This window comes from Ureibacillus yapensis, from assembly GCF_003515775.1.
Classification (GTDB): Bacteria; Bacillota; Bacilli; order Bacillales_A; family Planococcaceae; genus Ureibacillus; species Ureibacillus yapensis.
On the sequence record NZ_QWEI01000001.1, the window covers coordinates 189119 to 210572 of the forward strand.

Below are 21454 nucleotides of genomic sequence, written 5' to 3' on the forward strand. Positions count from 1 at the left end.
TTCGAGAATGGTGCAAGATAAAGTAGTTCTTATAACAGGCTCCGCTCAAGGTATTGGCTTTCAAGTCGCTCAAGCTTTTTATGGTCAGGGCGCAAAATTAGTATTGGCGGATATTAATGAAGAAAAAGTAAAGGATGCTGCCCTTTCGCTCGGTGAAAATGCAATCGGGTTAAAATGCGATGTAACGCAGGAAGCAGAAATTCAACACGTGATCCAAACAGCCATTGACACATTCGGCCGCCTTGATGTACTCATCAACAATGCAGGCACGCAGCATGTTGCGATGATTGAAGACTTTCCAACAGAGCGTTTTGAGTTGCTGGTCAAAATTATGTTAACCGCGCCATTTGTTGCAATCAAACATGCTTTGCCGCATATGCGAAAACAAAAATTTGGCCGGATTATTAACATGGCATCCATCAACGGACTAATCGGTTTTGCAGGCAAGGCCGCCTACAACTCCGCGAAACACGGCGTAATTGGGCTGACAAAAGTAGCCGCACTTGAAACGGCAACAGACGGGATTACAGTGAATGCCATCTGCCCTGGTTATGTGGACACACCACTCGTTCGCAACCAGCTGCAGGACTTAGCCGAAACGCGAAACGTGCCATTGGAAAATGTACTCGAGGAAGTGATTTACCCGCTCGTACCGCAAAAACGGCTGCTTGACGTGTCCGAGGTGGCGGACCTGGCTCTCTTCATCGCAAGCGATGCATCCAAAGGAATGACCGGCCAGGCAGTTGTATTGGATGGCGGTTATACGATTCAGTAATATTAAATGTATTTTTGAGGAGCGCCTTTTAGTAAAGAGGCGCTTTTTTTGCGCCCATCTTTAATAAACAGGACAATTAAGGATTGAAGTACAAAGCGCATGAACAAAATGGGAAAATCCAAAATATACTGTATTAACGCGTCCCTTCACCTTCTTTCATCTACAAAATTCAAAACGTGCCACACTAAAAATGCAAAAGTTAGTGGTACAATCAAAATTGGTGAATAGTGTTAAATTTATGATAAATACTAAAGAAGAATCGAGGTGTTTTTAATGAAACGAAAAAAATTCCTGTGGGTTTCCAGTATTCTTACAACCATCCTTTCTACTAGCGCTGCTGTCTTCGGTTTTGCCGCGACCAATCGCCTGATGTATATCAAGAAAAAAGACGTCGATTTTGTCTATGATCGTGAATTAAAAGCACAGCGTTTTGATGAAAACTGGTTTAATCAATGTCCAAAAGAAGAAATGACGATCGATTCTCCCAATGGCTATTTTATAAAAGGCATATTCTTAAAACCCCTCCAAACAAAAAATACCATCATCATCTGCCACGGCGTTACTGAAAATAAAATAAGCATGGTCAAGTATGCACGGATGTTTGAAAGACTTGGCTACAATACGTTTGTTTTTGACCACCGCAGACATGGTGAATCGGGCGGCAAGACAACAAGTTATGGATATTATGAGAAATTTGATGTCGCTGCCGTGGTCCAGACCCTAAAATCCATTGTGGGAGAAGAGGCCATTATCGGGATTCAGGGTGAATCGATGGGCGCGGCGAGCATGATTTTATATGCCGGGTTAATTGAAGATGGTGCCGACTTTTATATTGCGGATTGCGGCTTTTCGAATTTTGCGCAGCTGATTTCCGAAATTGTCCATAGAGCAACCGCTTTGCGAACAAAGATCCCCGTACACGTAGCCAATCTTTTTTTGCGCATACGAGATGGCTATTCATTTAAAAGCGTGACACCAAAAGAAGCGGTAAAAAATATAAAATCCCCTGTTCTGTTTATCCATAGTTTAGAAGATGACTTTATCTTGCCTTATATGACAAAAGAAATGTATGAAGAAAAAGAAGGGCCCAAAATGCTGAAACTCTTTGAAAAAGGCGGCCATGCGGAATCCTTCAATGTCAACCCGCAAGAATATGAACAGATCGTTGCAGAATTCTTGGAAAAATACGTGTATACAAAAGAGCCGGAAATGCCGCCCGATTCAGAGAACTTTCCAATAGATGAAAAAGAGATTTCCTAATGATTAAAGGGAATGGCTACAAAGAGCCATTCCCTTTATTTTGTGTCTAAAAACAAAAACAACAGTTGGGTTTAACTGTTGTTATAAACTTGCATTATTTTTGGAATTTGTTCATTTGTGCCATCATTTGGCGAACTTGTTTTTCGGATGGTTTACGTCCCATTTGCGCCATCATTACACGAATCATTTGTTCATTGATTGGTGGATTTTCTTTTAAATATTTCATCATATATTGACGTGCCAAGAAGAAACCTAATGCAACGCCCCCTGCTAGAGCGATAATTACGATGAGAATCCATACCCATGTAGCCATTTTCTGCCTACCTCCTCCACTGCCTGTATACTACGGATTAACTACGCTAGACGTAATTGCGTCCAGATTTCGAGAAAATATTTGTTCTTTTCTCTCAAGAAATCTGTAACATCCCATGAAGGATTATACACTATAAACGGCATTGTTACTAGCTTTTGAACTCGTTTTTTCTAGTGTTTTCGGCAAAAAATTTGTATAGCAAAACTTATCTCTCGCCTAATATGAGGCATGTTTAATCGGTTTCAGCCAACCGCATTCCGCTTCATCTGTATTGAAAGCGATAAACGAATCATTCATTTGGCTTAAGCTATGGAACAAATCGAGATCCAACATACGCGACCCTTCACAAATTGCTTCTATATGATAAGGATAGACTTTTAATTTTAATCCACCTTTAAATTGGTGTTCAAATTGCAAATACTCGTCCACCGCTTCCATTGTCGGAAAGCTTTTCTTCAGATGCTCAAATATGAAGCCTTGTACCATCTTACCTTGAATCGGTTCACACAAATAGCTAAGCTGCTTGCCAACAGAGGACTCCAGAGCTTGCTCTTTTGTCGCTACCATTTCAAGAAGCAATCTTTCTCTTCCAAATACAAAAGATTGATATTCTTTTTTTATATTAAAGATTGAATAGGTTCTCATCTTTCGTCCTCCTCCCATTACCAAGTATTATAAAATAAAAATTTTGAATATTTTGTCAAATGGCGGAGTAATTCTTACACTATTTTTGTCACATTAAAGAGAAACCATAATACTTACTATAAACCTTCCCTATTTTACAGAGAGCAAACTATGGTTTTTTTTTTTTGAACCTACGCGCTCTCAGCCCCGAGACCTAGATGAAAATGCAGATGAAGGCCGTTTTAGGAAATTTGCCAAAAGAGTAACATGAAGTTATTAGAAAACATGATGGCATAAAGAAATGAAATTACCATTGTTTTTTCTTAAGAGCAAAAAAATTGTGAAAGGAGCGAGAAATAGTGAAAAAATTATTCTTGATTGTTGTCGGAGGTATTGCTGCAATTGTTGCACTAAGCCTAATGGGCCCATTGGTTGCATTTGCATTCTCTGCATTGCTTGTATTCTTGGGAATGCACTATTATGTGCGAGCAAAATCCACTCTTGCCAAGGTATTCTGGATTGCGGTTGGATTAGTTGGAATCTTTGCAAGCATCTCCAATGTCCCTGCATTAATCGGATTGGCTGCAATTTACTTGATTTACGTTCTATATAAAAAATGGAACAACGAAGAAATCTCATTTGGCAAGTCCCCGATCATCAAGGAAGATGATCCATTTACAAACTTTGAAGCAGAATGGGCAAAGTTGACAAAATAATATTAAAGGAGCGAGAAAAAAATGGTTGGTTTATTACAAAGATTTAAATACACGGTGCAGGCGGACCTGCATGAAATGTTTGACAAAAAAGAAAGAAAAAATCCAATCGCTATGCTGAACCAATATATTCGAGAAGCAGAAAAACAAACTGAACAAACAGGCAAATTGCTTCACAGACAATCGCAATTAAAAGAACAACTTGAAAACGAGTTGAAAGAAACAACCAACATGCTTGAAAAAAGAACAAAACAGTTGGAAATGGCTGAAAAAGCAAACGAACTTGATTTGGTTGCTTTTGCTTCCCAGGAAGTAAACAATTACAGAACACGCCAATCCACTCTTTTAGAATCAATCGCCAATACAACGAAGGAATTTGTCGAGCTGGAACAAAAGTTCGAGTCGATGAAACATAAAATCAAGGATATGAAAGTCCGCCAGCTGCAGTTAATGGGCAAGGAAAATGTCACGCGCGCCCATCATAAAATGGATGAAGTGCTAAAATCAAAAGACGAATCCACATTTGACGACCTTTCAACTTATATTGACAACTTAGCCGAGAAAATCGAAGAAGATTATGAACGAACGCAATTGGAAGCTCGGTTGGCTCAACTTGAAAAAGCACAACCACAAACTCTTTCAATCGAAACGAAAGAAGAAGCCATAGAAGCTAAGTAAATGGTATAATGACATTTGTTGGGAGAAGGCGATTGTCTTCTCCTCTAGTGTTGTGCGAACACGTAAAAAGGAGGACCATCTATGAACAGATTCAGTACGAACCAGTTAACGATTCTAGCGATCATCTTGTTATTCATCGTGTTCGTAGAGCTTACAATTTTCAATAATGGTGGCGCCTTTTTACTGATTTTCGGCGCACTTCTGCTCTATTTCAGTTTTTCCAAAAGAAAGAAGTATTTATTGTGGGCCGGCATTTTCTTTGTCTTTATTGCCATCCTGAGCATTTGGAGCTTGCGTTTATTAATTGCCGGGGTGCTCATCTACATATTATATAAACATGTTACGAAAGAACAAAAAGTGGTCACTCTACAAATGCACGATCTAGAAGCTACCATTGCGCAAAATGAACTAATAGGCAATACTTCTTCCCCGCTTGAAAGCTATAAGTGGAATGATGTACAAATTCAAAAAATAATTGGGGATATTACGCTGGATGTCACGGATACCATTTTGCCTGCTGGAACTTCCGTCATTTCCGTTCGCCAGTCCATCGGAAAAGTAACCATTATTTTGCCTTATGAAATACCGTTAAAGCTACAATATTCCACGATTTTAGGAGAAGCAAAAGTGTTTGGCAAAGCATCCAAGCGCTTGATTAATGAAAAACTTGTATTTGAAGATGGCGAGGCAAGCGAGGCCAAACGGAAATTAATCATTCATGTTGCAACGTGGCTTGGGGATGTGGAGGTGATTCGCAAATGATTTCGTTTACTTTCCGTATTATCACCTTATTTTTATTGCTGGGCAGCATGACATTCGGGATTTTGTTTCTTTTCTTAGGTTCTCCTCTTGAAGCGGAGTGGCGTTTTTTATATGAGTTCGATGCCAATCAACCGCCATTGATTGCCATTATTTTGATTTGTGTACTTTTTGTATCCCTTCTTATCAGTTTATGGATGGGTGCTATCGGCAGATCAAGGGAACTTTCAGCAACTCGCCATGTCAAACAATTAATCGAACCTGATTTTACAGTGAAAAAGAAAACCGTGTCCCGTCCTCTTAAAAAAGCATTGCTGCAAGCGAATGAATTAATCGAAACTCAGCGCAATAGCTTGCAGCGCATGACAAATGAAAAGGCTGAAGCAAGCGATAAAATCATTCAAGAACGAATCATTGCGGAACGCCAAAGACTTGCCCGTGAATTGCATGATTCGGTTTCACAGCAGCTTTTTGCGGCATCCATGCTTTTATCTGCCATTGCCGAGCAGGAAGATGAACTCGGCACGGCGAAACCTACATTGCAGCAAGTTGAAAAAATCGTGCAGCAGGCTCAACTTGAAATGCGTGCATTATTGCTCCATTTACGTCCGATTGCGCTTAGAAACAATACACTGGCACAAGGATTAACCGAATTGATTCTCGAATTGCAGCAAAAAGTGTATTTTCATATTGAATATACGATTGAAGAAATTGTATTATCCAAAGCCGAAGAAGACCACTTGTTCCGAATTGCACAAGAAGGGTTGTCGAATACATTGCGTCACGCTAAAGCGACGGAAGTGGAATTATTGTTGATTGCAAGAGATGGAGTGGGCATCCTGCGCATTCAGGATAACGGTCAAGGCTTTAATATGGAGACCGACAAATCCACATCTTATGGGCTAAAAAATATTGTGGAACGCGCTGTGGAAATCGGCTGTACGTACAAAATTGTTTCGGTGCCCGGCGAAGGTACCATCGTGGAAGTGAAGGTCCCTCTTGGAAACAAAGAGAATCGCGAAAAAACGGACGAACAGAAGCAGTTGGGTTAATTGATGAATTGGAGGAAAAAGCATGATTAAAATTTTGATTGCGGATGATCATGAAATGGTGCGAATCGGCGTTGCTGCCTACCTTACCGCTCAACCGGATATGACGGTCGTGGGAGAAGCGGAAAATGGCGCACAAGCCGTTGAAAAAGCACTCCAGCTAAAGCCGGATATCATATTGATGGATAACGTAATGCCCATCATGACGGGCGCGGAAGCAACAGCAAAAATTCTGGAAAGCTGGCCCCAAGCGAAAATCATGATGGTTACGAGCTTTTTAGATGATGATAAAGTCTACCCCGCGCTGGAAGCCGGTGCTGTCAGCTATATCTTGAAAACATCGAACGCCAAACAAATTGCGGATGCCATTCGCAAAACAATGAATGGGGAAACAGTACTGGAACCCGAAGTAACAACGAAAATGATCAGCCGAATGAGAAACCATAACCAATCTCCCCTTTATGAACAGCTAACGGAACGGGAAATGGAAGTCTTGTTATTGGTAGCGCAAGGAAAAACAAACCAAGACATTGCCGATGAATTATTTATTGCGTTAAAAACCGTGAAAACCCATGTAAGCAACATCTTGGCGAAGTTGGAGGTTCAGGACCGCACCCAGGCGGTTGTTTATGCATTTCAGAATGGACTTGTGAAGTAGAGCATTTCTAGGATGATGGTTTTTGGCTAATTGGGAGATAGCTGTTCTATTTGCGAATTTTGTATGTCTATTTGCGAATTCTTGATTTCTATTTGCGATTTTCTTATTTCTATTTGCGAATTCACTTTCTATTTGCGATTTTCCTATTTTTATTTGCGAATTCTTATCGTCTATTTGCGATTTTCTCATTTCTATTTACGAATTCACTTTCTATTTGCGATTTTCGTTCCAGTCCTCCTCCGAAAACTGCGCCGTTCATTACTGCAATCACGGGCGGAGGCAGCGCTTCCAAATTGGTAACTGTTTGTCCAATGCTTTGAACAGCATAGCGGCAGCGTTTTGTGTTCTTTTAACTCAGACCACACACTAAAAGCTTTATCTCCAGCCGCAGTCAAAATGACTACCCGTGTTGAAAAACTTGTTATATTTCAAAAATACAGCGGTTGAACTCTTGCAATAGTTCACACGACAAAGCATTTTAAAGCTTCTGGCCGGTTTAATTTTAATCTCCCAATATGCTTACCATAACGCTCTATTTCAACAAGACTCATCCACTTTCACCTCACCGCGGGCCATCTCCAATTGCCGTGATTTAAGCGGCTTTCCTAGCTTGCTTTCAATGAAAAAAGCTGCCTCCAATAATTTCCCATGATCTAAGCCTGTCTCATAGCCCATTGCCGTCAAAAGGTAATTCACATCTTCGGTAGCCACATTGCCGGTTGCTCCTTTTGCATAAGGGCAGCCGCCAAGACCGCCGATCGAGCTATCAAATATCCTGATGCCCATTTCAAGCGACTTCACAATGTTGGCAATTGCCGTTCCATAAGTATCGTGAAAATGCATGGCGAACAGTGTCGGAGGATATTTTTCCAACAGCAGTTCAAGTAATCTCTCAATTTGCGGAGGTACCCCAACACCGATCGTATCACCCAGTGAAATTTCCGTGACACCCATTTCCACCAATCGGTCCACTACATACAGGACTTGTTCCGGCTGCACCGGTCCGTCATAAGGACAGGCAATCACCGTGGACACATACCCCCGAACAGTCAGATGATTTGCTTGTGCCTCTTTTACAACCTCTTCAAGTATCGGAAAAGTCTCCTCTATTGTTTTATTGATATTCGCTTTGTTGTGCCCTTCCGAGGCGGACATGAAAATGTTGGCTTCATCAATTGATACGTGCAACGCTCTTTGGAGACCCCTCAAATTAGGTATAAGTGCTGCATACATGACTCCCCTTCGTCTAATTAATCTAGTAAGGACAGGAGATGCATCTGCCAGTTGGGGAATCCAGCTTGGCCGGACAAAGGAACTTGCTTCAATATAATCAAGACCGCTTTCCGATAACTTTTCAATCAAATGAATCTTATCGGCGGTTGAAATAAAAGTTCTTTCATTTTGCAAGCCATCGCGTGGCCCCACTTCTTTTATACGAACTTTTCCTTTGAACTGACTGTCTTTTACCATGTACAACCCCCTTCTAGTTTATGTATATGAGGGGGCGCTTTCAGTCATTCTACATGGGGATGGTTGGGGGTGATTTAAAGTACTTCGTATATTAAACTTTTTTGAGTCAGCTTACTGAAAAGCGGGCCTTTATGGGATTTCTAATGAGTAGGTTCTCCTTGATTACTGGTAAACAATCAACTTACTAATAATAAAATTGATACTTTCCAAAATGAAAAAGTGGGAATTTGCAAAGTTACTTCTAAATGCCATATTAAATTCTTTATTCTTTAAAACCATTTAATTATAATAAACTTACAGATTTAAGATGCAATGCATTCATAAAAGAATGAAAAAGGTTAAATGATCGAATCAACGTCAAATCACAATTTGATATGTATCATCAAACAAAAAAGCACATTAAGAAACAGAAAAAAATCTGCTTTTTAATGTACTTTACTTTTAATTATTTCCAGCAGTTGTTGAAAATAATTCGGGGATTCCCAATAAATACTTCTAAATTTATTCAAGAGCCGATCCATCTCTTCACTACACTTTAACGTTTCGGGGTGGTCAAGTCCCTTCGAGGTACCCACCTCTATCAAATGCTTTTGTAACTCAACAATTTGATCTATTAACAATAGATCTTCAGAAGATATCATTACCATTTATTCCCCCGTAATCAATAAAATGTAATAAACTCATTATATTAAATAATCTGGAAAATTGAAATATAAGTTATCAAATAATATTTTTATTTAGCTGTTGAATATTTACCAAAGCGAACGATATGTTCCGACTCACAATCAGGACAATGATAGCCATTCTTGTTTTGGTCTTAAAACGCACGGTGTAATGGACATATGACGAAATTTGGATACGATTTAAAGGTGGAACACTGGCTCACCGTGAAGTTTGTCTACGTAAAGAATTATATTATCCAGAAATTAAAAATTGATTCAACAGAGCTCTATTACTCATGCCCCATTATGCTTAATCAGCAATTAATCTTCAAGCACTGAAAAAACCTTCGTGAAGCAAGTTCACGAAGGTTTTCTAATTCATCTAAAATTATAATGCTTTCGCTTTCGCTACAACGTTTTCTACTGTGAAACCATATTGCTCGATTACGATTTCGCCAGGCGCACTTGCACCGAATTGGTCGATTCCAAGGATATCGCCCTCGAAGCCAGTGTATTTATGCCAGCCGAATGTAGAGCCCATTTCGATGGCCAAGCGTTTTGTAACTGCTTTTGGCAACACGGATTCTTTGTATTCCGCTGATTGCTGTTCAAAGCGATCCATTGATGGCATCGACACGACTGATGCATCAATTCCATCTGCCAACAATTGCTTTTGCGCTTCTACAGCAAGCGAAACTTCAGAACCTGTAGCGATTAGAATCATATCCGGTGTTTCTTTTGATGCCGGTGAAACAACGTATGCCCCTTTTGCCACACCGTCTTTAGCCAATTCTGCTGATTTTTCAAGTACTGGCAAGTTTTGGCGGGAAAGAACTAAAATCGTTGGTACATCCTTCGATGATACCGCTAATTTCCAAGCTTCAGCAGATTCGTTTGCATCAGCAGGACGGATTACAGAAAGGTTCGGCATCGCACGTAAAGATGCTAAATGTTCAACTGGTTCGTGTGTTGGACCATCTTCCCCAACTGCAATGGAGTCATGCGTGAATACATATGTTACAGGCAAGCCCATTAATGCAGATAAACGAATTGCTGGACGAACGTAATCGGAGAATACGAAGAATGTTCCACCGAAAACATTTAACCCGCCATGCAGCGCCATACCGTTTAATGCAGCACCCATTGCGAATTCACGTACACCAAACCAAATGTTGCGGCCTTCCGGTGTGTCCGGGAAGAAGTCGCCAGCGCCTTTGATTGTTGTTTTGTTTGAACCGGCAAGGTCCGCGCTTCCGCCAAAGAAGGATGGCACTTTTTTCGCTAATGCGTTGATTACTTCACCTGAAGAAGAGCGTGTTGCAACCGATTTTCCTGCTTCATAAACAGGTACTTCCGCATCAAAATCTGCAGGAAGTTCATTGTTCATCGCTTTGATGAATTGATCAGCCAGTTCAGGGAATTCCGCTTTGTAACTTTCAAATTTTGCATTCCATTCAGCTTCTGGTTGAACCCCTTGCTTTTCGGCAGCTTCTTTGAACGTTGTATATACCTCTTCTGGAATTTGGAATGGTTCGTGTTCCCATAAATAAGCCGCTTTTGTTAACGCCACTTCATCCGCACCTAGTGGGGCACCATGGCAATCCGCTTTACCGCATTTATTTGGCGAACCATAGCCGATTACCGTTTTCACTTCAATTAGCGTTGGTTTGCCTTCGGATTGCTTCGCTTTTTCAATTGCCGTATTGATATCTTCAATGTCTGTTCCATCTGCAACATGGATGTAATTCCAGCCATAAGACTCAAAACGTTTTTGTACGTTTTCCGAGAAGGATTTTTCTAAATCGCCGTCCAACGAAATATCGTTCGAATCGTATAAAACGATTAATTTATCCAATTGCAAGTGCCCAGCCAATGAAATCGCTTCTGCTGCAACACCTTCCATTAAATCGCCGTCACCGCATAGCGCATACGTATAATGGTCCACAACATCATAGCCTGGCTTATTGTATGTAGCAGCTAAATGACGTTCAGCCATTGCCATCCCTACAGCCATGGCAATCCCTTGTCCAAGTGGACCGGTTGTCGCTTCCACGCCAACTGTATGGCCATATTCTGGATGTCCAGGTGTTTTTGAATCCCATTGACGGAAGCTTTTAATTTCTTCCATGTCCAGTCCATATCCACCTAAGTGAAGTAAACTATATAGGAGCATCGACCCATGACCAGCCGAAAGAACGAAGCGGTCGCGGTTCGTCCATTTTGGATTTTGTGGATTATGACGCAATTGTTTCGTCCATAGCGTATAAGCCATTGGTGCTGCACCCATCGGTAATCCTGGGTGACCGGAGTTTGCTTTTTCGATTGCATCGATTGATAATGTTCGTATTGCATTAATTGCTAAAAGATCAGCAGTTTGTGCCATGTTGTGACATCCTTTCTCGTGCTTATATTGTTCTTTTACAGTTTAGACAAGAATTTCTAAGAAAACAATCCCAACACCGGACATTTTCGAAATTTCTGTCGCTCTTTTTTGAATTATGACACAATATCACTTTAGTTTAATTTGTTGCGTTGAATTTCTTTGATTTTTTCCGGTGTTACGTCTGTTCCGTTGGCATCAACGATTTGGACGTTCTCGATAGTATTGCGGAATGAACTGCGGAAAGAGTCCAAATATTCTTTGCGTAAGCTGCTGCGTTCCTTTGCTTCGGCTTCCGTTAATTTGCCTTCTTTCGCCTTTTTGGAAAGTTCATTGATCCGCGCAATTTTTTCTTGTGATAACATAGTTTCTCACCTTTCTATTTTAATCATTGAGGATAAGAATATTTTAAACTTCTTATTAAACTAATGATGATTGTTAACTCTTTAAAGGTAAGGAAAAAAGGGTGAGAGTGCAAGTAAAAACAACTCTAGCTATCGCTGCTATAAACGCAGGAAGTTTTATTTTTATTCATATTTCCCGATGATTGGATCGTCCATCCCTCTTTATCGAATATGAGAGTCACACTTTGCCCACCTGTTAACATTCCTTCATCCCACAAAGAGGACAGAGGTTTATTTTGCAAAGCAATACATAAACACGCAATAGCCACCCCATGTGAAATGACAGCAATTTTATTTTCAGGTCTATGAATAAGGAAATCCAGAAAGCTTTGCATTCTTTCCGTTACTTGCCCAAATGTTTCTTGGGTATTTGCGATAAACTTTTCCGGATGCTGCAAATACATTTGATAGTGCAGATCATGCTGTAAATTGAGTATGCTCTCCCCTTGCCACTCACCTAGATTTATTTCTCTCAATCTTGAATCGATTCTGATGTCGACCTCGGGAAACATCAATTGTGCCGTCTGAAGTGCTCTGCCTAAATCGCTTGCATAGACAATCTCTGGCTGGAAATTGGGGTTTTCAGCTTGCCTTTTACCATTATCCGTCAAGGGAGAATCGAGCCAACCTTGCAGAATTCCTGCTTTATTCCACAAAGTTTCTCCGTGGCGGTAAACCCTAACGACTTTGCACATAATTAGTAAAAGCAATTTTAAATTTTGACAGCTTTGCAGGTGTTTTAATAGCTATACGGAACCATTGTCCGTCTAGACCAATAAAATTATAAGTGTGCCGCAAGACAATTCCTTGCTTTAAGAGCGCTTTGAAAAAGTCATCAGGATGAAATGGTTCAGGCAGTTTAAATAAAAGATAATTTGTCCGGCTATTGGATACTTCACAATTGTATTGCTTTAAAAATGCTTTCAGCTCTTCTCTCCAGCTCTCATTCAATTGCACAGAATGCTGAACAAAATTATCCAGCTCCAAACAACGCTCACCGATGCTTATGGCAACATTGCTTACATTCCAATGCGGCAAAAACTGTCTTAAACTTGGTGCTAATTGGCTCAAGATATAACCAATCCGGATTCCAGCTAGGCTGTACATTTTGGTCATGGAGCGTACAATTATTAAATTTTCATAAGCCGAGACAAAACGAATCATCGTTTCCTCTTCATTTGCCCAATCCATAAAAGCCTCGTCGACCACAATCGCACAATTGTTGTTCTGCCCATACTCCAACAATTGTTCAATTATATCCGCTTCAATTAAAACACCTGTTGGATTATTTGGATTGCATATGTATAAGACCTCCGCCTCATTCATGGCTTGCTTAGCCTTTGTAATGGAAAAGGAATAATGGGTTATATCATCCACAAGCAAAGAACTCACTTGTACATTTGCGGCCAATAAAGTCCGTTCATATTCGGAAAAAGAAGGCTGCAAGATGCACGCTTTTTTTCCTCTAAAGTACCTTGCTATTACCGCCAGGCTTTCTGATGCGCCATTGCTTACAAGAACATTTTCCACCGGCAATCGATGATGCGCTGAGAGCTTTGTTCTGAGGGGGTCTGCCAGCTCATCCGGATAACTCGGTAGCAGATCGGCCAATTGAGGCCACATTTCCTGAATCTCCAAGGGCAGTCCTTGAGCATTCACATTTTCACTTAAGTCAATAATTTTCTGAGGAACTTCCATATTGAATGATTCATATAATTTGCCAGGATTAGCTCCATGCGATGGTAATTGCAATGAGGATCCCTCCGATCAATAAATAAAAAAGTAATGTAGCCACATACATGTGATGAATAACACCTACAATATGCTGCCGATTCAGTTGAAAATATGGCATTCCCATTACAGCATGAAATGACTTGATGCCTCCATATTGGTTTTCGCCGCCCAATTGAATACCGAGCTGAATAGCGGTGGCAGCTTCCAAATAGCCACTATTGGGACTTGGGTGTTTGGCTGCATCCTTACGCCAGTTTTTAAATCGATTTACGAACGATTGCCGTTTTGCTTGTTTGGTAAAAGATAAAATGAGAAATCCAGTGATACGGCTTGGAATATAATTGGCAACATCGTCGATTTTTGCAGCAAAAAAACCAAAATGTTCATATCTGTCATTCTTATAGCCAATCATCGAATCCAAAGTATTGATTGCTTTGTAAACCCAGGCACCGGTTGCACCAAAAAGCAGCGCATAAAATAATGGTGCCGTTACCCCATCGCTGGTATTTTCCGAGACTGTTTCAACAACACCCCGAACAATTTCTTGCTCGTCCAAATGCCCGGTATCTCGACCAACAATCCAGCTTAATTTCTCCCGTGCCGTCTGGAAATCATTTTGATTGAGTGCATCGTAAACCAGCATTGCAGCTTGCTGCAAACTTTTTTGGGCAAGAGCTAAACTGATCAGAACAATTTCAACCAGTACCCCCATCAGTAAATGAATTTTGTAGCTTAACCAAACCGCAATCCCAACCACTGCCGCAGTCGTTGCAATTACTGCGATAACACAGATTAGCCCTTTCCATTTCCCCTGGTGGCCGGTATTTAATTTCTGTTCCAGTTTCTCTATCAAACGGCCGATAAAAATGACTGGATGTGTCCATTTTTGGGGATCACCGAAGATCCGGTCAATCAGCAACGCGAAGAGACAGATAACTACATTCATACTTGTACCTCTTGTATCATATATTCTACTGTATTCTATTAATTTTGTATTAGTTTGTTAAAAGCAAGTAAGACAAAGTCTCTTCAACTTTGTCTTAAAACCTTGTTATATTTAATGATGGTGGTGGACCGGGCCATGTTCTTTTGCATAGGCCCGATAATTTTCCAAATCTTGCATACCTGTTGACGTACCGTTCATTGCCTGTTCGGCACGCTCAACCAAAATATGCTGAAGCTTTTCATGATAACCGAAATAACTTGCGATTTCAATTTCAACTTGTGGATTCAGCTCCGCAAATTTCTCCCGCATTTGGTTCATTCTTTCCATTAAAATACCCGTAAATAAGAAATATGGCAGCATAATAATTCTTTTTGCCCCCAGATTTATACAACGCTCGATGCCTTCTTCTACTGTTGGTGTAGTTACTCCCATAAAAGCACTCTCGACCCATTGGATATTAAGTTTTTCCCATAATAAACGTGAAATGCTGTAAAAGTCGTCCTTTGCACCTGAATCACTGCTTCCGCGTGCTATTAATAAGATGGCCGTTTCTTCATATCTGGCTTCGGGATCAATACCAACTTCCATCAATCTAGTTTTCAAGATTTCAAATATTTCATCATGAATACCGATTGTTTGGCCATAAGTAAAATAGACATCCGGAAAATGCTCTCTTGCATGCTCAATTTCAGCAGGGATATGTAACTTGGAATGCCCAGCATGAAGTAAAATTATCGGGATTACATGAATTTCCTGCGCACCCTTTTCAACGCAAATTTCAATGCCCTCTTCGATATTCGGCGATGCAAATTCCAAAAAGCAAGTTTCTACTAAAATAGACGCACCTAGAAGTTTTTTCATTCTTTTGATAAATTCACGAACTTCTTCATTTCCTCTTTCAAGTCGACTGCCATGGCCAACAAATAACACCGCTTTTTTCTCAGTTTGTTTCCCATTTTTTCTTTGTCTGTGTTTGCTTTTCGAAATCCCTTTGCCATATTGGCCGTTGACTTGCTGTAATCCATCCTGCCCCATCGTATAAATTTTATGTTCCTCATCAATTGAGTCGGTGACAATTCCTCTTGCTACATTGTCGTTGGGGACACTAAACCAATTTCCTTCAGGATAAGAAATAACGATACATTTATCGCGGCATCTTCCGTTGCATCGTGTTCTGGATGTATGAATTTGTTCATCCAATTTGTGCTTAGCAATTTCATCACGGATGGCCAATGTAATCTCTTCTGCACCGGCACCCATGCATGTACTGCCGTTACAAATGAGCAAATGTTTTTGCATTCCTTGCAAATTCCACGTCGTCATTAAGTACCTCCTTTACAGGTTTCCAAGAAATAACTGCTGCATTAAATGTATGCTTATAATGATAGCCTTCTGCATCGACAGTGATAAATGGCTCCAATGCTTGTTCAACATGCTTCGGGTCATAATGCCCACTTAAGATTTTTTTGCTTTGTGCTGCTATTAATTCTTCTTTCGTTGCATAATGGTACGTGCGTTCTAACTGCAACATTTGGCAGTCTGCAAAAATCCCTAACTGGTAAAGCATATTAACGATTTGAATATAATCTCTCCGCGGATATTTAATTTCGTAGCCGAATTCCTCATCCAGAACTTTATAGTGAGGCTGGATGGGACCTGTTGTCATGCCGATAATGACGCGTTTCTTTGCCAGTGCATTCATCTTTTTCAAGGTACTTAACATGTAATACATGCGATAAAAACAATTGACGCCAACAACAATATCGTGGGCCTCCACATCCGCTTGTTCCCATTTGCCATAAACATAATGTACATTTTGTGCTTCCTGGAAACACATTTTCAAATAATCCAGTACAGCCTCCGAACTATCGACACACGTGACTTTTCTTGCATAAGCTTGCAATGGAAATGTATAATTTCCCCACCCAGGACCAATTTCAAGTACTTCATCAGTTGGATGAATGTATTGCTGAATGATTTCAAAAATTGGTTTTGCATGGTCATCTATTTGGCGAATGATTTTTTTGGCAATTGATTGTCGCCAAAAAGCTTCCTCCAATGTATCGTCCTTCATTCGTTCCGGCATATTACCTTGCCAGTCATGCATTCCCTCTTGCCATAATGATTCAAAATTTATTGCTAATGGCCCTCTCAAAAAATCCCCTCCAGTCATAAGCAGGTTCAATCCATACAGCACGCCTTTAATGTATAATAAACACAAAAGCCGACTCTTTACTTCCACGAATCTTTTTACTGAATCAATGAATAGAGATTTTCCATATCCAGATGCTTCCTTACATGATAATCAAGCATTTCATATGCTTCTTCCCGCAATTCTCCATCACTTTTTACATCCTCCGAAAGTAGAGGCAATCCTTTTTGCTGTCGCAACTCATTGATCAGCTTTCGGGTATATAAACGGTTATGAAAAATTCCGTGTAAATAAGTGCCGATAACTTGGCCATTTTCTGTTATTGCGCCATCGCTGCGACCATCTTTCAATCGAATGAAAGAACGGATGTCCGCTGTTTTTTTAGAACGCCCCAGGTGAATTTCATATCCTGAAACTTGCTGGCCATCCATTAAAACGCCCCTTGTTTGAACAGCTTGCTTTTGATGAACGAACGTTGTCTCGATTGGGAGCAACCCAAGCCCTTCAAAGATGCCACCGTTCCCTTCAACGGCTTCTGAATCAATAAGAAGCTCTCCCAGCATTTGATAGCCGCCACAGATTCCGAAGATTTTTGTTCCTCTGCTTGCCAATACCTGAATTGCCTGTGCAAAGCCCGAATGTTTCAGCCAGTTCAAGTCTTCTACCGTATTTTTTGTGCCCGGGAGAATAAGCAAATCCGGTGTTAGAAGTTGGTGAAGATTTGTTACTAATCTAACACCCACCCCCGGCTCATCATAAAAAGGATCCACATCCGTAAAATTCGATATATGCGGAAGTCGGATCATGGCTACATCAATACTCAATTCGTCTTGTTTTGGTTTTTTTAAATGTAAACTTGATAACGCCAAAGAATCTTCCGCGTCGATTGCTACATCCAAATAAGGAATAACCCCCAGCACCGGAATATTTGTTTTCTCTTCAAGCCATTCGATGCCGCTCGTCAATAATTCCTCCATACCTCGAAACTTATTGATAATAATTCCTTTGACCCTTGCTCTTTCGTCCTCATCCAACAACATCAGTGTCCCGATGATTGAAGCAAAAACGCCTCCACGGTCTATGTCCGCTACTAAAATCACGGAAGCGTCCGCCAAATGAGCCATCCTCATATTTGCAATATCCCGGTCTTTTAAATTAATCTCTGCCGGACTTCCTGCCCCTTCCAATAGGAGTATGTCATATTGCTGCTGGAGTTTTTCGACAGATTTTTGTACTTCCGGCATTACCAGTTCAACAAAGTTTTCACGATACGTTTTTGCATCGATGTTTTGTCGATGTTTCCCATGAACAATTACTTCCGACATCATTTCACCCTTTGGCTTCAATAATATGGGGTTCATATCAGTCGTCGCATCCACTCTTGCTGCTTCCGCTTGTACACCCTGAGCACGGCCTATTTCCCCGCCGTCTTTTGTGATATATGAATTTAACGCCATATTTTGAGATTTAAATGGGGCTACTCGATACCCATCGTTTGCAAAAATCCTGCATAATGCCGTACATATTAAACTTTTCCCAACATCTGAAGCCGTCCCTTGAACCATAATCGCTTTAGCCATTAAAACTCCAGTCCTTTAACCGCTGAAATATTTTGATCTGAATAATAATGCTTTGTAGGCTCAATGGTAGATACTAAATCGGCAATATCGATTAATGCTGAATGGGCTGCACGTCCAGTTACAACTACATGCATATGGGGAGGGCGATTTTTAATGGCCTCAATTACCTCGGATAAAGGGAGTACATCATCAATCGGAAACTTTTGGATGGCCAAGGCATTATTCAATTCGTCCAGCACCAGCAAGTCGACGGATTCATCCTGAAGTGCTTTTTTTACTTTTTGCCAAGCTTTGTTGAGCGCTTCCCGATGCTCTTCAGGTGTTTTTGTCCACGTAAAACCGATGCCTAATTGCTGTGTTTCTACACCCAGTTTTCGTAAAGCTATTTGCTCGCCATAGGTACGCTCCGGCGATTTGATAAATTGCAGAAATTGTACTTTCATACCTCGGCCAATTGCACGTAGAGTTAGCCCAAGTGAAGCAGTCGTTTTTCCCTTTCCTTCACCGGTATAAACAAGTATCAGACCCCGTTTGTCCATTTTTCCCCTCCTAAAGCCAAGTGGTTTTTTCTTTAAATGAAGTACGCTTTTTCTCTGGCAATTTTTCGTCCTCTGGATATCCAATAAAAAGAGTTCCTACTATCTGCTCGCTTTGACTCGCCCCAATAAATGTCTGCAGCCGCTCATCGTGAACCAGGCCAACTCCTCTTGTACGCCATACAAAACCTAAACCCAGTTCCTCAGCCATCAGCCACATTGACATAATGGCGCTGCAAACGGCGAATACATTGTCTTTTGTAGCAGCTTCATCATTCTCGACTTTTTCGGAAGTTACGACAATAACAAGTGGCGTGGTTTGAATAACCTTCAATGAACTATCAACCAAATTTGGTTTTGTTGGAAAACGTTCTACTAAATATTCCGTGGCAACTTCTTCATATTTTTTTAATGCTTCTCCTTGCAGTACATAAAAATGCCATGGCTCACGATTGCGATCATTTGGTGCAAATGTTGCTGCTTCAAGCAATTGTTCAATTTTATGTTTTTCTATGGGTATATTTTTATATTGTCGGATCGCACGGCGTTTTTTTAATGATTCGTAGAGTGTCATCGTATAGATTCCTCCATTTGTTCAAACCAGGCGATTTTTTCTCTAACGTTCACGACATCCCCTACCAGGATCAATGCTGGATTGACGATTTCTTCTTGTTGAATTTTTTCATCTATGTTTGATAATGTTGCTGTAAATGTCCGCTGATTTACAGTTGTACCGCGCTCTATTACAGCGACTGGCGTATTTTCATTCCGGCCATGGGCAATAAGCTGCTTTGCAATATGTCCAATATTTCCGACGCTCATATAAAACGCCAGCGTATCAATCCCATTCGCCAGGGCTTCCCAATGTAAAAAGTCATTTCCCTTTTCGGCACGACCATGACCGGTTACAATGGCAAAGCTCGTCGCGTAGTCGCGGTGTGTGACAGGAATTCCGGCATAAGCCGCTGCTGCAATACCGGCAGTTATTCCCGGAACAACCTCAAATGGGATATTTGCTTCTCTTAAAATAGCAGCCTCTTCCGCCCCACGACCAAATACAAAAGGATCTCCCCCTTTTAATCGAACAACCATTTTTCCTTTGGTTGCTTCCTTTACCAAAAGCTCATGTATTTCATCCTGTATCAAAGAATGCTTACCCGGTTCTTTGCCGCAATAGACGAGTACGGCCGTTTCCTTGGCATAGTTCAGCAACTCTTTGTTTACCAACCGGTCATAAGCGATGATATCCGCCTTTTTTATGCATTCGGCTCCATAAACGGTTATTAACTTCGGATCGCCCGGGCCTGCGCCAACTAAATAAACCTTACCTGTCATATTTGTTGAACTCCTGTTGAGATTTTCCAGACATATTTATCGCATTGTTCACAATGATTCATTTTGTTTCCTCCAGACATGCATTTAACCAGTTTTCAACGAGTTGGATATTAGAGGCAAAGTGAAAATGAGTATAACCTGCCACTAAATTTTTGCCTAAATAGCCTTCTTGCTGCGCACGGAATCTTCCCTTGGAAAAATAGGCTGGGGAACCGTGGTCGCCTTGGTAAGTCGAATAATGAAATTCGTGCCCTTTCGCTTGCTGCTGTGCTTTAATTAAAAAGTTCCCTTCTACCCCTGTTATTTCCCGGTATCCCAAGGCAGCTAATTTATCTTGCATGACCACTTTGCCCGGGATAACACCGAGCATGTTAAATTGTTCACCATCTCTTCTTTCGATGGCTTCCGTACAATACATAAAGCCTCCGCATTCCGCCAAAGTCGGTATACCAGCCGCAATGACTTTGCGAATCGATTCTTTGGTAAGTTCATTTTTGGATAGCTGCTCTGCAAATTCCTCCGGGAACCCGCCACCGATATACAACCCTTGGGCGATTTCGGGTACCGCTTCATTTCTTAAAGGAGAGAAATAATGCAGCACAGCACCGTGTGCCTCCAGCAATTCTAAGTTTTCCGGATAATAGAAGTTGAAAGCTTCATCCCTTGCAACAGCAAGATGAACTTTTTCCTTTTGTTGCGGATTGAAGAGTACAGTGGTTTGCTCTAATTGCGGCGCCTCCGTTAACGACAGCAATAGCTCCAAATCTACGGTTGCTTCAATTGCTTGTGCAAGTTCCTCAAAGTATGGATCCAGTTCGCCTCTTTCAATGGCTGGAATGAGTCCTAAATGGCGACTGCGCAAAGGAGGTACCGCTCCTTTTTGCAAGTAGCCAATTACAGGGATTTGGCATTCCTGTTCAATGGCGGCTTTTACAATTTCATAATGGCTTTTACTGCCTAATTGATTGGCAATAACCCCGACGATATTGACATCGTGCGAAAAGGTTTGGAATCCTTTTACAACCGCTGCTACACTTCTTGCCATGCTCGCACCATTTACGACCAATATAACGGGGCTTGAAGTAATTCGGCTGATGTCAGCTGTGGAGCCCTCATCGTTTAACGGACTTTTCCCGTCATAAAAGCCCATTACGCCCTCAATAATGGCCACATCTGCTTGTTCGCTTGCCCGGCTTACAATGGTTTTGACCACATCATGGGACAACATCCAGCTATCAATATTGCGCGAAACTCTTTTGGTAACGGCTGTATGATAAGAAGGATCTATATAATCAGGGCCGCATTTAAATCCTTGGACACGCAGCCCTTTATTCAACAATGCTTTCATTAAACCAATGGAGAATGTCGTCTTGCCAACTCCACTGCCTGTTCCGGCAATCACAAAACGGTTTACCATAATTCCCCC

The 21454-nt window shown here is 41.1% G+C and carries 23 protein-coding genes; 7 read left to right on the forward strand and 16 right to left on the reverse strand.

Annotated features, from left to right (window positions below; all coding sequences use genetic code 11):
* Window positions 1–7 precede the first annotated feature (7 nt).
* Together D1B33_RS00905 and D1B33_RS00910 are read left to right on the forward strand one after the other, a co-directional pair.
* Window positions 8–775: a 3-hydroxybutyrate dehydrogenase gene (locus D1B33_RS00905; RefSeq protein ID WP_118874447.1), complete on the forward strand. Its 768-nt coding sequence runs from the start codon at window positions 8–10 to the stop codon at window positions 773–775.
* A 273-nt stretch (window positions 776–1048) separates the two neighbouring features.
* Window positions 1049–2035, forward strand: coding sequence for an alpha/beta hydrolase (locus D1B33_RS00910; RefSeq protein ID WP_118874448.1), 987 nt, complete (start codon window positions 1049–1051; stop codon window positions 2033–2035).
* A gap of 94 nt (window positions 2036–2129) precedes the next feature.
* On the opposite strand, the gene D1B33_RS00915 is transcribed toward D1B33_RS00910, so the two are convergent.
* Both D1B33_RS00915 and sirA read right to left on the reverse strand, forming a co-directional pair.
* Window positions 2130–2348 (reverse strand): YneF family protein, encoded by a 219-nt coding sequence (locus tag D1B33_RS00915; protein WP_118874449.1) that lies wholly within the window; start codon window positions 2346–2348, stop codon window positions 2130–2132.
* 216 nt (window positions 2349–2564) lie between these two features.
* Entirely contained in the window at window positions 2565–2993 is a 429-nt protein-coding gene (sirA, locus tag D1B33_RS00920) for a sporulation inhibitor of replication protein SirA (RefSeq protein ID WP_158582893.1), read from the reverse strand.
* A 338-nt stretch (window positions 2994–3331) separates the two neighbouring features.
* Here sirA and D1B33_RS00925 point away from each other — a divergent pair, with 338 nt between their 5' ends.
* The 5 genes from D1B33_RS00925 to D1B33_RS00945 all read left to right on the forward strand — a co-directional run bounded on the left by D1B33_RS00925 (window position 3332) and on the right by D1B33_RS00945 (window position 6829).
* The gene (locus D1B33_RS00925; RefSeq protein ID WP_118874451.1) at window positions 3332–3688 is read left to right on the forward strand and encodes a lmo0954 family membrane protein; all 357 of its coding nucleotides are present in this window, start codon (window positions 3332–3334) and stop codon (window positions 3686–3688) included.
* Between the two features lie 21 nt (window positions 3689–3709).
* Entirely contained in the window at window positions 3710–4363 is a 654-nt protein-coding gene (locus D1B33_RS00930) for a PspA/IM30 family protein (protein ID WP_118874452.1), read from the forward strand.
* Window positions 4364–4444: 81 nt separating this feature from the next.
* Window positions 4445–5125: a cell wall-active antibiotics response protein LiaF gene (liaF, locus tag D1B33_RS00935; RefSeq protein WP_118874453.1), complete on the forward strand. Its 681-nt coding sequence runs from the start codon at window positions 4445–4447 to the stop codon at window positions 5123–5125.
* Window positions 5122–6174, forward strand: a complete 1053-nt coding sequence (locus tag D1B33_RS00940) for a sensor histidine kinase (RefSeq protein WP_118874454.1) — start codon at window positions 5122–5124, stop codon at window positions 6172–6174. Before liaF ends, D1B33_RS00940 begins: the two co-directional genes overlap by 4 nt.
* Window positions 6175–6196: 22 nt before the next feature.
* A complete protein-coding gene (locus D1B33_RS00945) occupies window positions 6197–6829 on the forward strand; it encodes a response regulator transcription factor (RefSeq protein WP_118874455.1) in 633 nt (210 codons plus the stop codon).
* A gap of 537 nt (window positions 6830–7366) precedes the next feature.
* On the opposite strand, the gene D1B33_RS00955 is transcribed toward D1B33_RS00945, so the two are convergent.
* From D1B33_RS00955 to D1B33_RS01020, 14 genes are all read right to left on the reverse strand, one after another.
* A complete protein-coding gene (locus tag D1B33_RS00955; protein ID WP_118874457.1) occupies window positions 7367–8299 on the reverse strand; it encodes a hydroxymethylglutaryl-CoA lyase in 933 nt (310 codons plus the stop codon).
* Window positions 8300–8724: 425 nt separating this feature from the next.
* Complete coding sequence (locus D1B33_RS00960; protein ID WP_325049384.1) at window positions 8725–8946, reverse strand: aspartyl-phosphate phosphatase Spo0E family protein; 222 nt, start codon at window positions 8944–8946, stop codon at window positions 8725–8727.
* 403 nt (window positions 8947–9349) lie between these two features.
* Window positions 9350–11344: a transketolase gene (gene tkt, locus D1B33_RS00965; protein ID WP_118874458.1), complete on the reverse strand. Its 1995-nt coding sequence runs from the start codon at window positions 11342–11344 to the stop codon at window positions 9350–9352.
* Window positions 11345–11475: 131 nt separating this feature from the next.
* Window positions 11476–11706 (reverse strand): DUF896 domain-containing protein, encoded by a 231-nt coding sequence (locus tag D1B33_RS00970; protein WP_118874459.1) that lies wholly within the window; start codon window positions 11704–11706, stop codon window positions 11476–11478.
* 125 nt (window positions 11707–11831) lie between these two features.
* Complete coding sequence (locus D1B33_RS00975) at window positions 11832–12440, reverse strand: histidine phosphatase family protein (protein WP_147370369.1); 609 nt, start codon at window positions 12438–12440, stop codon at window positions 11832–11834.
* A complete protein-coding gene (locus D1B33_RS00980) occupies window positions 12424–13497 on the reverse strand; it encodes a pyridoxal phosphate-dependent aminotransferase (protein ID WP_118874461.1) in 1074 nt (357 codons plus the stop codon). Before D1B33_RS00980 ends, D1B33_RS00975 begins: the two co-directional genes overlap by 17 nt.
* On the reverse strand, window positions 13472–14425 hold the full coding sequence (gene cbiB / locus D1B33_RS00985) for an adenosylcobinamide-phosphate synthase CbiB (protein WP_118874462.1): 954 nt from the start codon (window positions 14423–14425) through the stop codon (window positions 13472–13474). The genes D1B33_RS00980 and cbiB overlap by 26 nt, the downstream gene beginning before the upstream one ends.
* A 111-nt stretch (window positions 14426–14536) precedes the next feature.
* A complete protein-coding gene (locus D1B33_RS00990; protein ID WP_118874463.1) occupies window positions 14537–15748 on the reverse strand; it encodes a CbiX/SirB N-terminal domain-containing protein in 1212 nt (403 codons plus the stop codon).
* Window positions 15699–16580 (reverse strand): class I SAM-dependent methyltransferase, encoded by an 882-nt coding sequence (locus D1B33_RS00995; RefSeq protein ID WP_233549353.1) that lies wholly within the window; start codon window positions 16578–16580, stop codon window positions 15699–15701. The genes D1B33_RS00990 and D1B33_RS00995 overlap by 50 nt, the downstream gene beginning before the upstream one ends.
* Before the next feature lie 95 nt (window positions 16581–16675).
* The gene (locus D1B33_RS01000) at window positions 16676–18157 is read right to left on the reverse strand and encodes a cobyric acid synthase (protein ID WP_118874464.1); all 1482 of its coding nucleotides are present in this window, start codon (window positions 18155–18157) and stop codon (window positions 16676–16678) included.
* Entirely contained in the window at window positions 18157–18696 is a 540-nt protein-coding gene (gene cobO / locus D1B33_RS01005; RefSeq protein WP_118874465.1) for a cob(I)yrinic acid a,c-diamide adenosyltransferase, read from the reverse strand. Before cobO ends, D1B33_RS01000 begins: the two co-directional genes overlap by 1 nt.
* Before the next feature lie 10 nt (window positions 18697–18706).
* On the reverse strand, window positions 18707–19267 hold the full coding sequence (locus D1B33_RS01010) for a nitroreductase family protein (protein WP_118874466.1): 561 nt from the start codon (window positions 19265–19267) through the stop codon (window positions 18707–18709).
* Window positions 19264–20028, reverse strand: a complete 765-nt coding sequence (gene cobA / locus D1B33_RS01015; protein WP_118874467.1) for a uroporphyrinogen-III C-methyltransferase — start codon at window positions 20026–20028, stop codon at window positions 19264–19266. Before cobA ends, D1B33_RS01010 begins: the two co-directional genes overlap by 4 nt.
* A gap of 58 nt (window positions 20029–20086) precedes the next feature.
* On the reverse strand, window positions 20087–21445 hold the full coding sequence (locus D1B33_RS01020) for a cobyrinic acid a,c-diamide synthase CobB (protein WP_118874468.1): 1359 nt from the start codon (window positions 21443–21445) through the stop codon (window positions 20087–20089).
* Window positions 21446–21454 lie beyond the last annotated feature (9 nt).

Excerpts from the sequence above, each read along its gene's own strand:
- D1B33_RS01000 (WP_118874464.1), bottom strand. The coding sequence starts at position 18,157 with ATGGCTAAAGCGATTATGGTTCAAGGGACGGCTTCAGATGTTGGGAAA.
- tkt (WP_118874458.1), bottom strand. The coding sequence starts at position 11,344 with ATGGCACAAACTGCTGATCTTTTAGCAATTAATGCAATACGAACATTA.
- D1B33_RS00905 (WP_118874447.1), top strand. The coding sequence starts at position 8 with ATGGTGCAAGATAAAGTAGTTCTTATAACAGGCTCCGCTCAAGGTATT.
- sirA (WP_158582893.1), bottom strand. The coding sequence starts at position 2,993 with ATGAGAACCTATTCAATCTTTAATATAAAAAAAGAATATCAATCTTTT.
- D1B33_RS00945 (WP_118874455.1), top strand. The coding sequence starts at position 6,197 with ATGATTAAAATTTTGATTGCGGATGATCATGAAATGGTGCGAATCGGC.
- D1B33_RS00970 (WP_118874459.1), bottom strand. The coding sequence starts at position 11,706 with ATGTTATCACAAGAAAAAATTGCGCGGATCAATGAACTTTCCAAAAAG.
- cobO (WP_118874465.1), bottom strand. The coding sequence starts at position 18,696 with ATGGACAAACGGGGTCTGATACTTGTTTATACCGGTGAAGGAAAGGGA.
- D1B33_RS00910 (WP_118874448.1), top strand. The coding sequence starts at position 1,049 with ATGAAACGAAAAAAATTCCTGTGGGTTTCCAGTATTCTTACAACCATC.
- D1B33_RS00915 (WP_118874449.1), bottom strand. The coding sequence starts at position 2,348 with ATGGCTACATGGGTATGGATTCTCATCGTAATTATCGCTCTAGCAGGG.
- D1B33_RS00955 (WP_118874457.1), bottom strand. The coding sequence starts at position 8,299 with ATGGTAAAAGACAGTCAGTTCAAAGGAAAAGTTCGTATAAAAGAAGTG.
- D1B33_RS01020 (WP_118874468.1), bottom strand. The coding sequence starts at position 21,445 with ATGGTAAACCGTTTTGTGATTGCCGGAACAGGCAGTGGAGTTGGCAAG.
- cbiB (WP_118874462.1), bottom strand. The coding sequence starts at position 14,425 with ATGAATGTAGTTATCTGTCTCTTCGCGTTGCTGATTGACCGGATCTTC.
- D1B33_RS00960 (WP_325049384.1), bottom strand. The coding sequence starts at position 8,946 with ATGGTAATGATATCTTCTGAAGATCTATTGTTAATAGATCAAATTGTT.
- D1B33_RS00990 (WP_118874463.1), bottom strand. The coding sequence starts at position 15,748 with ATGACGACGTGGAATTTGCAAGGAATGCAAAAACATTTGCTCATTTGT.
- D1B33_RS00975 (WP_147370369.1), bottom strand. The coding sequence starts at position 12,440 with ATGTGCAAAGTCGTTAGGGTTTACCGCCACGGAGAAACTTTGTGGAAT.
- D1B33_RS00930 (WP_118874452.1), top strand. The coding sequence starts at position 3,710 with ATGGTTGGTTTATTACAAAGATTTAAATACACGGTGCAGGCGGACCTG.
- D1B33_RS00940 (WP_118874454.1), top strand. The coding sequence starts at position 5,122 with ATGATTTCGTTTACTTTCCGTATTATCACCTTATTTTTATTGCTGGGC.
- D1B33_RS01010 (WP_118874466.1), bottom strand. The coding sequence starts at position 19,267 with ATGACACTCTACGAATCATTAAAAAAACGCCGTGCGATCCGACAATAT.
- cobA (WP_118874467.1), bottom strand. The coding sequence starts at position 20,028 with ATGACAGGTAAGGTTTATTTAGTTGGCGCAGGCCCGGGCGATCCGAAG.
- liaF (WP_118874453.1), top strand. The coding sequence starts at position 4,445 with ATGAACAGATTCAGTACGAACCAGTTAACGATTCTAGCGATCATCTTG.